The 14,227-nt window shown below is 68.6% G+C and carries 11 protein-coding genes; 10 read left to right on the forward strand and 1 reads right to left on the reverse strand.

The genetic code is table 11. The features are described 5' to 3' along the window. Window positions 1–337 precede the first annotated feature (337 nt). Together J8I33_RS24000 and J8I33_RS24005 are read left to right on the forward strand one after the other, a co-directional pair. Window positions 338–1,933 carry an ABC transporter substrate-binding protein gene (locus tag J8I33_RS24000; protein ID WP_209939178.1) on the forward strand — a complete coding sequence of 532 codons (1,596 nt, stop codon included), beginning with the start codon at window positions 338–340 and terminating at the stop codon, window positions 1,931–1,933. Window positions 1,934–2,125: 192 nt separating this feature from the next. Further along, window positions 2,126–3,778: an ABC-F family ATP-binding cassette domain-containing protein gene (locus tag J8I33_RS24005; protein WP_209939180.1), complete on the forward strand. Its 1,653-nt coding sequence runs from the start codon at window positions 2,126–2,128 to the stop codon at window positions 3,776–3,778. Window positions 3,779–3,794: 16 nt separating this feature from the next. Here the strand turns inward: J8I33_RS24005 and J8I33_RS24010 are convergent, their stop codons facing one another. Continuing rightward, window positions 3,795–4,874, reverse strand: coding sequence for an MBL fold metallo-hydrolase (locus J8I33_RS24010; RefSeq protein WP_209926691.1), 1,080 nt, complete (start codon window positions 4,872–4,874; stop codon window positions 3,795–3,797). A 303-nt stretch (window positions 4,875–5,177) separates the two neighbouring features. On the opposite strand from J8I33_RS24010, the gene aceK reads away from it, so the two are divergent. From aceK to bioD, 8 genes are all read left to right on the forward strand, one after another. Beyond that, the gene (aceK, locus tag J8I33_RS24015; protein WP_050017788.1) at window positions 5,178–6,995 is read left to right on the forward strand and encodes a bifunctional isocitrate dehydrogenase kinase/phosphatase; all 1,818 of its coding nucleotides are present in this window, start codon (window positions 5,178–5,180) and stop codon (window positions 6,993–6,995) included. A 56-nt stretch (window positions 6,996–7,051) separates the two neighbouring features. Further along, window positions 7,052–7,819, forward strand: coding sequence for a carbonate dehydratase (gene can, locus J8I33_RS24020; protein ID WP_050017787.1), 768 nt, complete (start codon window positions 7,052–7,054; stop codon window positions 7,817–7,819). Between the two features lie 111 nt (window positions 7,820–7,930). Then, a complete protein-coding gene (locus tag J8I33_RS24025) occupies window positions 7,931–8,608 on the forward strand; it encodes an SDR family oxidoreductase (RefSeq protein ID WP_050017786.1) in 678 nt (225 codons plus the stop codon). 39 nt (window positions 8,609–8,647) lie between these two features. Further along, entirely contained in the window at window positions 8,648–9,085 is a 438-nt protein-coding gene (locus tag J8I33_RS24030) for a YchJ family protein (RefSeq protein ID WP_209926693.1), read from the forward strand. Window positions 9,086–9,191: 106 nt separating this feature from the next. Further along, a complete protein-coding gene (locus tag J8I33_RS24035; RefSeq protein WP_209926695.1) occupies window positions 9,192–10,463 on the forward strand; it encodes a CocE/NonD family hydrolase in 1,272 nt (423 codons plus the stop codon). A gap of 512 nt (window positions 10,464–10,975) precedes the next feature. Further along, window positions 10,976–12,322: an adenosylmethionine--8-amino-7-oxononanoate transaminase gene (gene bioA / locus J8I33_RS24040; RefSeq protein ID WP_209939181.1), complete on the forward strand. Its 1,347-nt coding sequence runs from the start codon at window positions 10,976–10,978 to the stop codon at window positions 12,320–12,322. Continuing rightward, window positions 12,319–13,506 (forward strand): 8-amino-7-oxononanoate synthase, encoded by a 1,188-nt coding sequence (gene bioF / locus J8I33_RS24045; protein ID WP_089488863.1) that lies wholly within the window; start codon window positions 12,319–12,321, stop codon window positions 13,504–13,506. Before bioA ends, bioF begins: the two co-directional genes overlap by 4 nt. After that, window positions 13,503–14,225 (forward strand): dethiobiotin synthase, encoded by a 723-nt coding sequence (gene bioD, locus J8I33_RS24050; RefSeq protein ID WP_209939182.1) that lies wholly within the window; start codon window positions 13,503–13,505, stop codon window positions 14,223–14,225. The genes bioF and bioD overlap by 4 nt, the downstream gene beginning before the upstream one ends. Window positions 14,226–14,227 lie beyond the last annotated feature (2 nt).

A 14,227-nucleotide genomic window follows, 5' to 3' on the forward strand; every position in this document is an offset into this window, starting at 1 on the left:
CGGATCTCTCCCCTCGTGCCGCACCGCTGCGGCGACCTGTTGGTTCCATTCAGCGCGCTGCGCCGCGCATTTCCGTCGCGCATTCGCAGCCGCCCGCCTCGCCCCGACCCGGAACGTCGCCTCCCACGCCGCGCTCGCACTACCCGCTCCGCCGCATCAACACCCGTTCCGTCGCGAACGCAGCCGTTTTTCGGTCAATTCGCTGCGTTCCGACGCCTTTTTTCACGCGTCGCGCGCTTTGACGGTATCCTATTCGCCAGCCGCGCGGCCCTGCCCGCTTCCGGGCCGCGCCTGCCTCCGTCATCCAGCGAAAAACACACGCCACGTGGGAGATCCTATGCACGTCAAGCCGTTCGCCGTGGCCGCGCTCGCGGTCGCCCTTGCCGCCCCCGGCCTCGCCGCCGCCAAGCCGCTTACCGTCTGCACGGAATCGAGCCCGGACGGCTTCGACGTCGTGCAGTACAACTCGCTCGTCACGACCAACGCATCGGCCGACGTGATCTTCAACACGCTCGTGTCCTACGACGAAGCCGCGAAGAAAGTCGTACCCGCGCTCGCGGACAAATGGGAAGCGAGCGCCGACGGCCTCACGTACACGTTCCACCTGCGCCCGAACGTCGCGTTCCAGACCACCGACTATTTCAAGCCGGGCCGCGCGCTCAATGCGGACGACGTCGTGTTCACGTTCGCGCGGATGCTCGACGACGCGAATCCGTGGCACAAGGTGGCCGGCGCGAGCGGCTTCCCGCATGCGCAGTCGATGGGCCTCGTGAAGCTCGTGAAGTCGGTCACGAAGGTCGACGACAGCACGGTGAAATTCGTGCTGAACGAGCCGAACGCGACGTTCGTGCCGATCCTGACGATGGGCTTCGCGTCGATCTACTCGGCCGAATACGCGGACCAGCTGCTGAAGGCCGGCAAGCAGGCCGACCTGAACGCGAAGCCGGTCGGCACCGGCCCGTTCGTGCTGAAGAGCTATACGAAGGACGCGCTGATCCGCTACGACGCGAACCCGACGTACTGGGGCACGAAACCGAAGGTCGACCGGCTGATCTACGCGATCACGCCCGACCCGTCGGTGCGCCTGCAGAAGGTGAAGGCCGGCGAATGCCAGATCGCGCTGTCGCCGAAGCCGCAGGACGTGCTCGCCGCGAAGGGCGAAAGCGCGCTGAAGGTCGTGCAGACGCCCGCGTTCATGACCGCGTTCGTCGCGCTGAACACGCAGAAGAAGCCGCTCGACAACGACAAGGTGCGCGAGGCGCTGAACCTCGCGTTCGACCGCGCGACCTACCTGAAGGTCGTGTTCGACAACACCGCGACGGCCGCGAACAATCCGTATCCGCCGAACACGTGGAGCTACGCGAAGGACGTCGCGCCGTATGCGTACGATCCCGCGAAGGCGAAGCAGCTGCTCGCGCAGGCCGGCTTCCCGAACGGCTTCTCGACGACCATCTGGACGCGCCCGACCGGCAGCGTGCTGAACCCGAACCCGAAGGTCGGCGCGGAACTGCTGCAGGCCGACCTCGCGAAGGTCGGCGTGAAGGCCGAGGTGAAGGTGATCGAATGGGGCGAGCTGATCAAGCAGGCGAAGCTCGGCCAGCATGACATGCTGTTCATGGGCTGGGCCGGCGACAACGGCGATCCGGACAACTACCTGTCGCCGCTGTTCAGCTGCAACGCGGTGAAGTCGGGCATCAACTTCGCGCGCTTCTGCGACCCGCAGCTCGACAAGCTGATCGCCGACGGCAAGTCGACCGCCGATCAGGCCAAGCGCGCGAAGCTGTACGAATCGGCGCAAAAGATCATCCACGATCAGGCGCTGTGGATTCCGCTCGGCTACCCGACCGCGGCTGCGTTGACGCGCACGAACGTGAGCGGCTATCACGTGAGTCCGTTCGGCCGGCAGAACTTCGCGACGGTCGCCGTGCAGTAACCGTGCGTGGCGCGCAAGCGACGGCGTTCGCGCCGCTCGCTTGCGGCCCGCGCGCCGCGCTTGCTACACTGCGCGCTCATTCCTCATACCGGACGCCAGCCAAAGTGAACAACTAAGCCTTCCCGAAATGTTTTCGCCGCCCGTGCCACGCACGCCGCGCGCGAAGGTCTTCATGCATTTTTGGAGGTGCTTATGGCTGCAGCCACGCCCACCGGCGCGCTCGTCGCGCTTCATCACGTTTCCTTCCGCTTCGACGACGGCGTCACGCTGTTCGATTCGCTCGACCTGTCCATCGACCGCACGCCGACCGGCATCGTCGGCCGCAACGGCGTCGGCAAGAGCCTGCTCGCGCAACTGATCGCGGGGCGGCGCACGCCGAGCGCGGGGACGATCGAGCGACATACGCACGTCGTCTACGTCGCCCAGCAGCACGATCTCGACCGCGATGACGCGGCCGCCGCCCCGCCGACCGTCGCGCAGATCGCGGCGCTCGATGCGCCGCTCGGCGCGCTCGCGCGTCTCGCGGACGGTCGTGCGACGCCGCGCGACTTCGACCTGATCGGCGATCGCTGGGATCTCGCGGAGCGGCTGCGCACGGCGCTCGACGCGGCCGGCCTGCACGACGTCCACGCCGACACGCCCGCGCATGCGCTGAGCGGCGGCCAGCTCGCGCGCGTCGCGCTGATCGGCGCGCTGCTGTCGGGCGCCGGCCTGCTCGTGCTCGACGAACCGACCAACCATCTCGACGCCCCGGGCCGCGCGTGGCTGCGCGCGGCGCTCGACGGTTGGCGCGGCGGCGTGGTCATCGTGAGCCACGACCGTGCGCTGCTCGCCGGCGTGCAGCGCATCGTCGAGTTGACGCCGCACGGCGCGCGCTCGTATGGCGGCAATTACGCGCTCTACCGCGCGCAGCGCGACGCGCAACAGGAGGCCGCACACGCGGCGCTCGACCATGCGCGCACCGAGCGCGGGCGCGTGCGGCGCAGGCTCGAACAGGAACACGACACGATCCAGCGCCACGCGGCCGCCTCGCTGCGCGACGCGAAGACGGCCAACCTGTCGTCGATGGCGCGCCAGAGCCGCAAGGGCGCGGCGCGCGCGATCATGGGGTCGGTCCGGCGTCATCAGAGCGACTTCAAGGCGACACTCGACACGCGCGTGCAGGAGGCAGCCGCGCGCATCGAAGCCGACGCGCCGGTGCTCGTCTCGCTGCCGGGCACGGAAGTCAGCGCGCGCCGCCAGCTGTTCACGCTCGAGCGCGCGCGATTGCCGTGGCGCGTCGCGGGCGACGCCGACGCGATCACGTGGTCGGCGAGCGGCGCCGTGCGCATCGCGCTGACGGGCCCGAACGGCTGCGGCAAATCGACGTTGCTGAGGATGCTCGCGGGCGAGCTCGCGCCACGCTCAGGTACCTGCACGACGCACGTGAGCGCCGCGTATCTCGACCAGCGGCTCGCGCTGCTCGACCCGGAGCGCTCGATCGTCGAGCAACTGGGCCTGCTCGATACGCCGCTCGCCGAAGGCGATCTGCGCAGCCGCCTCGCGCTGCTGCAGCTCGACGCGACGCGCGCGACGCAACCGGCGCGGCAACTGAGCGGCGGCGAACGGCTGAAGGCCGCGCTCGCCTGCGCGTTGTGGCGCGGCACGCCCGCGCAATTGCTGCTGCTCGACGAGCCGACCAATCACCTCGATCTCGAATCGGTGCGCGCGATCGAAGCGGCGCTGGCCGGCTTCCCCGGCGCGATCGTGGTCGCGTCGCACGACGCCGCGTTTCTCGCGGCGCTCGAACCGACGCACACGATGCAGTGGCAGCGCGACGGGTGGCGTTACGAACCCGTCGCGTAACGACGATGAAGCACGCTCAACCAGCGGTGCGGAACCGCAGCACCCCGTCTCCCCCCTGCTCGCGCACGAGCTCGCCCGCGAGCCACAGCAGGTTCAGGTGCGCGAGCGCCTCGCCGAGCGCGAAGGTCATCTGGTGGATGTCGAGCTCGCGGCGGCGGAACATGATCGGCACGATATCGGCCGCGCTCATCGGCTGCTCCGCGCACGCGACGCGCACTTCGGCCAGGCGCGCATCGTGGTGTTCGCGCAGTTGCGCGATGCGCGTGCGCACGCCGCGGAACGGCTTGCCGTGCGACGGCAGCACGAGCGTGTCGGGCGCCATCGTCTCGTAGCGGCCGAGCGATTCGAGGTACAGCGCGAGCGGGTTCGCTTCCGGCTCGAGATCGAACACCGACACGTTCGTCGAGATGCGCGGCAGCACCATGTCGCCGGAAATCAGCACGCCGTCCGCTTCGCTGTGGAGCGCGCAATGTTCAGGCGAATGGCCGAAGCCGGTGACGACGCGCCACGTGCGCGCGCCGATCGTCACCGCGTCGCCTTCGCGCAGGCGCCGGTAGCGCGGCGGCACGGCCGGCACGAGGTCCGAGTAATAGCCGCGGCGGTTGCGCAGCTTGTCGAGCGCGGCCGGATCGGTCAGCCCGTGGCGCGCGAAGTGCTCGGCAGCCGCCGCGCCGCCCGCGTTCGAACCGTTGCCGGCCGCCATCAGGCAGCCGAACAGATATTCGCCGAGCGTCATCCACAGCCGCACGTTCCAGCGGCCCTTGTCGCCGCCTTCGCACAGCCAGTTCGCGAGGCCGAAGTGGTCGGGGTGGCAGTGCGTGACGAGCACGCGCAGCACGGGCAGGCCGTCGAGCTGCGTGTCGAAGATCTGCTCCCAGTGCGTGCGGATCGCGTCGGACGAGATCCCGCAATCGACGATCGTCCAGCCGGCCTGCCCGTCGATTTCGTCGCGCAGCAGCCAGAGATTGATGTGGTCGAGCGAGAACGGCAGCGGCATGCGCAGCCAGCGTACGCCGGGCGCGACCTCGAACGTGTCGCCCGCGGCGGGCAGCGTATCGGCGAAGGGATAGTCGAGTTGGTGTTCCAGGGCGTTCATCGGTGGGGCGTCTCGTCGTTATCGGTGCGAATGCGCGCCGGCGGCAGGCGCGGCGGGCGGTGCGTCGATTCTATCGCCGTCGCGCGAAACAGGTTCTCGACGACCGCCGGCCCGCCGCAAAAAAGTTCGTGTCAGAATCGGCTCCGTACCCGCATCTTTACGCGAAGATGCACCGAACGGCGCCCAACGGCGAACAACACACCGATTGACGGCCGCTCGCGCGTCACCCCGAAAGTCATTGAAACGCCGACTTGGGCGCTAAAATGGCGGGTGCTTACAGCCCCTTGAACGAGCCTGCACGCGATGAATCACTTCCCCAAACTGCTGTCGTCGCAGATCGGTTTCGACGTCGCGCAGACGATGCTCGAATACTTCGATCGCCATTACCGGATCTTCCGCGAAGCGGCGGTCGATGCGAAGACGCTGTTCGAGCGCGGCGACTGGCACGGGCTGCAGCGGCTCGCGCGCGAGCGGATCACGTCGTACGACGATCGCGTGAAGGAATGCGTCGAGGTGCTGGAAGACGAATACGACGCGGAGAACATCGACGACGAAGTGTGGCAGCAGATCAAGCTGCACTACATCGGGCTGCTCACGTCGCACCGCCAGCCCGAGTGCGCGGAAACCTTCTTCAATTCGGTGTGCTGCAAGATCCTGCACCGCTCGTATTTCAGCAACGATTTCATCTTCGTGCGCCCGGCGATCTCGACCGAGTATCTGGAGAACGACGAGCCGGCCGCGAAGCCGACCTACCGCGCGTACTATCCGGGCACCGACGGGCTCGCGGTCACGCTCGAGCGCATCGTCACGAACTTCCAGCTCGAGCCGGCGTTCGAGGATCTCTCGCGCGACATCGGCTGCGTGATGCAGGCGATCGACGACGAATTCGGCCGCTTCGACGAAGCGCCGAATTTCCAGATCCACGTGCTGTCGTCGCTGTTCTTCCGCAACAAGAGCGCGTACATCGTCGGCCGCATCATCAACGCCGACCGCGTGCTGCCGTTCGCGGTGCCGATCCGCCACGTGCGCCCGGGCGTGCTCGCGCTCGACACCGTGCTGCTGCGCCGCGACCTGCTGCAGATCATCTTCAGCTTCTCGCATTCGTACTTCCTCGTCGACATGGGCGTGCCGTCCGCGTACGTGGATTTCCTCTGCACGATCATGCCGGGCAAGCCGAAGGCCGAGATCTACACGTCGGTCGGGCTGCAGAAGCAGGGCAAGAACCTGTTCTACCGCGACCTGCTGCACCACCTGTCGCATTCGAGCGACCGCTTCATCATCGCGCCCGGGATCAAGGGCCTCGTGATGCTCGTGTTCACGCTGCCGTCGTTCCCGTACGTGTTCAAGATCATCAAGGATCACTTCCCGCCGCCGAAGGAAACGACGCGCGCGCAGATCATGGAGAAGTACCAGCTCGTGAAGCGCCACGACCGCCTCGGGCGGATGGCCGACACGCTCGAGTATTCGAGCGTCGCGCTGCCGCTCGCGCGGCTCGATCATGCGCTCGTGCGCGAACTCGAGAAGGAAGTGCCGTCGCTGCTCGAGTACGAGGACGACAAGCTCGTGATCGAGCACCTGTACATCGAGCGCCGGATGACGCCGCTGAACCTGTATCTGCAGAACGGCAGCGACGCGGACGTCGAGCACGGCGTGAAGGAATACGGCAACGCGGTGAAGGAGCTGATGAAGGCGAACATCTTCCCCGGCGACATGCTGTACAAGAACTTCGGCGTCACGCGCCACGGCCGCGTCGTGTTCTACGACTACGACGAGATCGAGTACCTGACCGACTGCAACGTGCGACGCGTGCCGCCGCCGCGCAACGAGGAGGACGAACTGTCCGGCGAACCGTGGTATACCGTCGGCCCGCACGACATCTTTCCGGAGACCTACGGACCGTTCCTGCTCGGCGACCCGCGCGTGCGCGACGTCTTCATGAAGCATCACGCGGACTTTTTCGATCCCGTGCTGTGGCAGGCGAGCAAGGACAAGCTGATGCAGGGCGAATTGCCCGATTTTTATCCGTACGACACGGCCCTGCGCTTCAGCGTGCGCTACCCCGCGCGCTTCGACGCGACGGGCCGCAACGACGGCGCAGGCGACGCGCAGCGCGCCGCCTGACGCCGGCAACACCCGATCCGATATCGACTTGATTTCCGCCAACGGAATCCACACCGATGACTACCCAAGACAATCCGCTTTCACATCTGTTCGACAATAACGATGCCTGGGTCAAGCGCCAGCTCGCCGACGATCCCGATTTCTTCGCACGGCTCGCCGACCAGCAGGCGCCGGAATATCTATGGATCGGCTGCTCCGATTCGCGCGTGCCGGCGAACCAGATCATCGGCCTGCCGCCGGGTGAAGTGTTCGTGCACCGCAACATCGCGAACGTGGTCGTGCACAGCGACCTGAACTGCCTGTCGGTGATCCAGTTCGCGGTCGACATCCTGCGCGTGAAGCACATCATGGTCGTCGGCCACTACGGCTGCTCGGGCGTGAACGCGGCGCTGCACAACCGCCGGGTCGGCCTCGCGGACAACTGGCTGCATCACGTGCAGGACGTGCGCGAACGCCATGCGGCGCTGCTCGACGAATGGCCGGTCGGCGAAGCGCGGTATCGCCGCCTGATCGAGCTCAATTCGATCGAACAGGTCGTCAACGTGTGCCGCACGACGATCGTCAACGACGCGTGGGCGCGCGGCCAGTCGCTCACCGTGCACGGGCTCGTGTACGGCGTGCACGACGGCCGGATGCGCAACCTCGGGATGTCCGTGTCGAACTTCGACGCGCTCGACGCCACCTACAAGCGCTGCGTGGCGGCGCTGACCGCACGCGGCCAGCACGCGCCGGACAACGACATGGTCGCGGCGGACGCGGCACGGCTCGAAGACGTCGCGCAGGCGGTCGCCGCCACGCTGAAGCCGTGCGACGACGCGCAGTAACGTGCAGTGACGCGCCAGTCGCCTGACGGCGGCTGCCACGCGGGCGCGGCGCGCATCGAACGAATCTGACACCGGCACTGCCTCGGCGGCGCCTACCCAAGGAGCGACGGCATGAAAACCGTATTGATCGTCGGCGCATCGCGCGGCCTCGGCCGCGAATTCGTCCGGCAATACCGGCGCGACGGCTGGAACGTGATCGCCACCGCGCGCGACGCGGCGTCGCTCGATGCGTTGCGTGCGCTGGGCGCGCAGCCGCATGCGCTCGATATCGCGCAGCCCGCGCAGATCGCGGCGCTCGGCTGGAAGCTCGACGGCGAGCGGCTCGATGCGGCCGTGCTCGTGTCGGGCGTGTACGGGCCGCGCACCGAAGGCGTCGAGACGATCACCGCCGAGGATTTCGACGCGGTGATGCATACGAACGTGCGCGGGCCGATGCAGTTGCTGCCGATCCTGCTGCCGCTCGTCGAGGACGCGCGCGGCGTGCTGGCCGTCGTGTCGAGCCGGATGGGCAGCATCGCCGAGGCGACCGGCACGACCGGCTGGCTGTACCGCGCGAGCAAGGCCGCGCTGAACGACGCGCTGCGCATCGCGTCGCTGCAGACGCGCCATGCCGCATGCATTGCGCTGCATCCCGGCTGGGTGCGCACCGACATGGGCGGCGCGCAGGCCGCGATCGATCCGGAAACGAGCGTGACCGGCATGCGTCGCGTGATCGCCGAATCCGGTTCGGACGTGTCGCAGGCGAACGGCCGGTTCTTCCAGTACGACGGCATCGAGCTCAGCTGGTGAGCCGCGCCGGCAACCGGGCGTTGTTAATTCACATTGCGCATGATTTCGAACCGACCTGACGCGTGCCCGTGCGGCGGCGCATCCCCCGCGCCCGCCGGCAACGCGCCGGCCCCGCGCTACGCGGCCTGCTGCGGCCGCTTCATCGACGGCGCCGAAGCCGCCCCGACCGCACTCGAATTGATGCGCTCGCGGTACAGCGCGTACGTGCTCGGCGCGACCGATTACCTGCGCGCGACGTGGGCCGCGCGCACCTGCCCGCCCGATCTCGACACCGACCCTGACGCGCCGGACGCGCCGCGCTGGCTCGGCCTCGCGGTCAAACGGCACGTACCGCTCGACGACCGGCACGCGGAGGTCGAATTCGTGGCGCGCTACAAGGTCGGCGGACGCGCTTACCGGCTGCACGAGACGAGCCGTTTCGAGCGCGACGAGCAGGGATTCTGGCGCTATGTCGACGGCGAAGTAAGTGAACGCTGACAAATAGTTGCCATGTCAGACGCCGGGTAATTCCCGCATTGCACAACCTGATTTTGTCGGGCTACGATGGGCTCGACTTGGTCATGTTGCATGGCAGGGCTTACGGATGGCGTTCAGCAAGGTATTGGTGGGATGGATGGCGGCGTGTGCGCTGTCGGCCGCTCAGGCCGGTACGCTGCCGAGCGCCATTACGGGTGCGGGCGCCAGCGGGTCGCTCGCGCATGCCGAGCATTTCGACTACGCCGACTCGAACCTGCCGCAGGTCGCCGCCGATCTCAACGAGCAGATCCTTCGCATTCCGGCCGATGCGTCGGGCGCCATCACGCTCGAGGCTACGCTGTTCAAGCCGAACGGCCCCGGCCCGTTCCCGCTCGTCGTCTTCAACCACGGCAAAAATACCGGCGATCTCCATCTGCAGCCGCGCAGCCGGCCGCTCGCGTTCGCGCGCGAATTCGTGCGCCGCGGCTATGCGGTGATCGCGCCGAATCGCCAGGGCTTCGCCGGTTCCGACGGGACGTACCAGCAGGAAGGCTGCAACGTCGGCAAGAACGGCCTCGCGCAGGCCGCCGACGTCGATGCGACGGTGCGCTACATGTCGCGCCAGCCGTACGTCGATGCGTCGCGCATCGTCGTCGCCGGCACGTCGCACGGCGGGCTCGCGTCGGTCGCGTACGGCACCGAAGCCGCGGCCGGCGTGCGCGGCATCATCAACTTCTCCGGCGGGCTGCGCCAGGACCTGTGCGACGGCTGGCAGCGCAACCTCGTCGACGCGTTCGACCACTACGGCGCGCATACGGCCGTGCGGTCGCTGTGGCTGTACGGCGACAACGATTCGGTGTGGACGCCCGCGCTGGTCGCGCAGATGCACGATGCGTACGTGTCGCACGGCACGCAGGCCCGCTTCATCGATTTCGGCCGCTACAAGGACGATGCGCACCGGCTGATCGTCGATCGCGACGGCGTGCCCGTGTGGTGGCCGGCCGTGAACGCATTCCTCGCCGAACTGAACCTGCCGACCGCGGTGCGCTATGCGGTCGCGGACCCGCACGAGCCGAAGGCCACCGGCTACGCGTCGATCGATGCGGTCAACGCGGTGCCGTACGTCGACGAAGCCGGCCGCGAAGGCTATCGCCGCTTCCTGAACCAGCATCCGAGCCGCGCGTTCGCGGTGTCGTCGGAAGGCGCGTGGTCGTGGGCCGAAGGCGGCGACGACCCGATGGCGCTCGCGCTCGACAACTGCGCGAAGCAAGGCGCCGGCGCGTGCCGGCTGTATGCGGTCAACGACCGCGTCGTGTGGAACGCCAACACGACACAGACGGCCGACAACGGCGACGATCGCACCCGCGATACCGATACGCGCGCGCTGGCTTCGCGCTGACGCTCGGCTGTCGTTCCTCTCGCTTCCCCTTTGCGCACCGTCGATTCAAGATCATCGCGGTGCTCCGCCGCATGCTCGTCAAATCGAGCACGCGCCGCGTAATGCTCGTTTTTACGAGCAATCGACTTGAATTCGCGCCAGATCTCGTCCAGCCGTCCGGGCCTTCCGCGCCCCTGTCGATCTGACGATGCACGAAGCAAGACCGCCCCTCGTCGCCGCCAAACCCGCACCATCATCGTTCCCCATATTTCGCCACCCGGCCGCCCCGCGCCCTGCGATTTTTTCTGTCGGGGGCGTCACTCGAACGTCGTCATCTGCGCGCATTTCGCCCGATCCGCCGCGTTCCGTTCCGAGCCCCTCCGAACTGCGTCGAACTCCCGCCCAGCAAGGCTGTGCGGCGTTTGTAACCGCTAGTGCAACGCGCGGCGGAACACGCTAATCTCTGCGCGTTTCGTATCCCGCCGCGCGGCATCCCGTCGATGCCGCGCGGTCGTTTTACCCCCGGAGTCGCCTTGAGTACGCCAGCCACCGACGACTGGGTCGCGCGCAGCCTGCACGCGGTCTGGCATCCCTGCACCCAGATGAAGCACCACGAGCGCCTGCCGCTCGTCCCCGTCGCGCGCGGCGCGGGCGTGTGGCTGGTCGACCGTGACGGCCGCCGCTACTTCGACGCGATCAGCTCGTGGTGGGTCAACCTGTTCGGCCATGCGAACCCGGACATCAACGCGGCGCTGAAGGACCAGCTCGACACGCTCGAGCACGCGATGCTCGCCGGCTGCACGCACGAACCGGCGATCGAGCTCGCCGAACGCCTGCATGCGCTGACCGCGCGCACGCTGGGTCATGCGTTCTTCGCGTCGGACGGCGCGTCGGCCGTCGAAATCGCGCTGAAGATGAGCTTTCACGCGTGGCGCAACCGCGGCCGCGCGAACAAGCAGGAATTCGTCTGCGTCGCGAACAGCTATCACGGCGAGACGATCGGCGCGCTCGGCGTGACCGACGTCGCGCTGTTCAAGGATGCGTACGACCCGCTGATCCGCCATGCGCACGTGGTCGCGTCGCCCGATGCGCGCGGCGCGCTGCCGGGCGAGACGGCCGCCGACGTCGCGGGCCGCGCGCTCGCGGACGTGCGGCGCCTGTTCGCCGAACGCGGCGACCGGATCGCCGCGCTGATCGTCGAGCCGCTCGTGCAGTGCGCGGCCGGCATGGCGATGCACGATCCGTCGTACGTGCGCGGGCTGCGCGCGCTGTGCGACGAATTCGGCGTGCACCTGATCGCCGACGAGATCGCGGTCGGGTGCGGGCGCACCGGCACCTTCTTCGCGTGCGAGCAGGCCGGCGTCTGGCCCGATTTCATGTGCCTGTCGAAAGGGATCAGCGGCGGCTACCTGCCGCTGTCGCTGGTGCTCACGCGCGACGACGTGTTCGCGGCGTTCTACGACGACGACACGACGCGCGGCTTCCTGCACTCGCATTCGTACACCGGCAATCCGCTCGCGTGCCGCGCTGCAGTCGCGACGCTCGACCTGTTCGCGCGCGACGACGTGCTCGCGAGCAACGCGCGCAAATCGGCGACGCTGCGCGCGGCGCTCGCGCCGCTCGACGCGCACCGCCAAGTGCGCCATCTGCGCGAGCGCGGCACGCTGTTCGCGTTCGACGTCGCGCTCGACGGTGACGCGGCGCGCGGCTTCTCGCGGCGCTTCTTCGAACAAGCGCTCGAACGCGAGCTGCTGCTGCGCCCGATCGGCACGACCGTGTACCTGATGCCGCCGTACGTGATGAATGACGACGACATCGCGTGGCTCGCACAGCGCACGCGCGACACGCTCGACGCGACGCTGGAGGACCTCGGCCGATGAGCCTGCTCGACACCCTGCAACGCGGCCTCGCCGACCTCGACGCGCAAGGGCTGCGCCGCGTGCGCCGCATCGCCGACACCGCGTGCGACGCGCGCATGACCGTGAACGGCCGCGAGATCGTCGGCTTCGCGAGCAACGACTACCTCGGCCTCGCCGCGCATCCGGCGCTCGTCGCCGCGTTCGCGGAAGGCGCGCAGCGCTACGGCTCCGGCAGCGGCGGCTCGCACCTGCTCGGCGGCCATTCGCGCGCGCACGCCAAACTGGAAGACGAACTCGCCGGCTTCGCGGGCGGCTTCTCCGACGCGCCGCGCGCGCTGTACTTCAGCACCGGCTACATGGCGAACCTCGCGGCGATGACAGCGTTGGCCGGCAAGAGCGCGACGATCTTCTCCGACGCACTGAACCACGCGTCGCTGATCGACGGCATGCGGCTGTCGCGTGCGAACGTGCAGGTCTATCCGCACGCCGATACGGCCGCGCTCGCCGCGCTGCTCGACGCATCGGATGCGGAAACGAAGCTGATCGTCAGCGACACCGTATTCAGCATGGACGGCGACCTCGCGCCGCTTGCCGAGCTTGTCGCGCTGGCCGAGCGCCACGGCGCGTGGCTCGTCGTCGACGACGCACACGGCTTCGGCGTGCTCGGCCCGCAGGGTCGCGGCGCGCTCGCGGCCGCCGCGCTGCGTTCGCCGCATCTGGTGTACGTCGGCACGCTCGGCAAGGCGGCCGGTGTCGCAGGCGCGTTCGTGATCGCGCATGAGACCGTGATCGAATGGCTGATCCAGCGCGCGCGCAGCTACATCTTCACGACGGCCGCGCCGCCGGCCGTCGCGCATGCGGTATCGGCAAGCCTGAAGGTGATCGCGGGCGACGAAGGCGACGCGCGCCGCGCGCACCTCGCCGCGCTGATCGGCCGCACGCGCGCGCTGCTGCGCAATACGCGCTGGCAGCCGGTCGATTCGCACACGGCCGTGCAGCCGCTCGTGGTCGGCAGCAACGACGCGACGCTCGCGGCGATGCGCGCGCTCGACGCGCACGGCCTGTGGGTGCCGGCGATCCGGCCGCCGACGGTGCCGGCCGGCACGTCGCGGCTGCGCGTGTCGCTGTCGGCCGCGCATTCGTTCGACGATCTTGCTCGGCTCGAAGCCGCGTTGATCCAGGCGAGCGAGGAGGCCGCGGCATGACCGCCGCCCCGCTGTCCGTCTTCGTCACCGGCACCGACACCGAAATCGGCAAGACCTTCGTGTCGGCCGCGATGCTGCACGGCTTCGCACGGCATGGCCTGCGCGCGGCCGCGCTGAAGCCGGTCGCGGCCGGCGCGTACGAACGCGACGGCGTGTGGCGCAACGAGGACGCGGACCAGCTCGACGCGGCCGCGAACGTCGTGCTGCCGCCCGAGCTGCGCACGCCGTTCCTGCTGAAGGCGCCGGCCGCGCCGCATATCGTCGCCGCGCAGGAAGGCGTGACGCTCGACCTCGACACGATCGTCGCGTGCCATCGCGAAGCGCTGACGCGCGCGGACGTCGTCGTCGTCGAAGGCGTCGGCGGTTTCCGCGTGCCGCTGAACGACACGCAGGACACCGCCGATCTCGCGGTCGCGCTCGGCCTGCCCGTCGTGCTCGTCGTCGGCGTCCGGCTCGGCTGCATCAGCCACGCGTTGCTGACGGCCGATGCGATTCGCCAGCGCGGCCTCGCGCTCGCGGGCTGGGTCGCGAACCATGTCGACCCGGCCATGTCGTTCGCCGACGAGAACGTCGCGACGATTCGCGACTGGCTCGCGCGCGAGCACCGCGCGCCGCTCATCGGCCGCATCGCGCACATGATGCCGGCCGCCCCCGAATCCGCCGCGGCGATGCTCGACATCGCCGCGCTCGTCGAGTCGCTGCGCACCGCGCGGCCTTGACC

Origin of the sequence: Burkholderia sp. AcTa6-5 (genome assembly GCF_017815075.1) — a bacterium.
GTDB lineage: Bacteria > Pseudomonadota > Gammaproteobacteria > Burkholderiales > Burkholderiaceae > Burkholderia > Burkholderia sola.

Excerpts from the sequence above, each read along its gene's own strand:
- J8I33_RS24000 (WP_209939178.1), top strand. The coding sequence starts at position 338 with ATGCACGTCAAGCCGTTCGCCGTGGCCGCGCTCGCGGTCGCCCTTGCC.
- J8I33_RS24005 (WP_209939180.1), top strand. The coding sequence starts at position 2,126 with ATGGCTGCAGCCACGCCCACCGGCGCGCTCGTCGCGCTTCATCACGTT.
- J8I33_RS24010 (WP_209926691.1), bottom strand. The coding sequence starts at position 4,874 with ATGAACGCCCTGGAACACCAACTCGACTATCCCTTCGCCGATACGCTG.
- aceK (WP_050017788.1), top strand. The coding sequence starts at position 5,178 with ATGAATCACTTCCCCAAACTGCTGTCGTCGCAGATCGGTTTCGACGTC.
- can (WP_050017787.1), top strand. The coding sequence starts at position 7,052 with ATGACTACCCAAGACAATCCGCTTTCACATCTGTTCGACAATAACGAT.
- J8I33_RS24025 (WP_050017786.1), top strand. The coding sequence starts at position 7,931 with ATGAAAACCGTATTGATCGTCGGCGCATCGCGCGGCCTCGGCCGCGAA.
- J8I33_RS24030 (WP_209926693.1), top strand. The coding sequence starts at position 8,648 with ATGATTTCGAACCGACCTGACGCGTGCCCGTGCGGCGGCGCATCCCCC.
- J8I33_RS24035 (WP_209926695.1), top strand. The coding sequence starts at position 9,192 with ATGGCGTTCAGCAAGGTATTGGTGGGATGGATGGCGGCGTGTGCGCTG.
- bioF (WP_089488863.1), top strand. The coding sequence starts at position 12,319 with ATGAGCCTGCTCGACACCCTGCAACGCGGCCTCGCCGACCTCGACGCG.
- bioD (WP_209939182.1), top strand. The coding sequence starts at position 13,503 with ATGACCGCCGCCCCGCTGTCCGTCTTCGTCACCGGCACCGACACCGAA.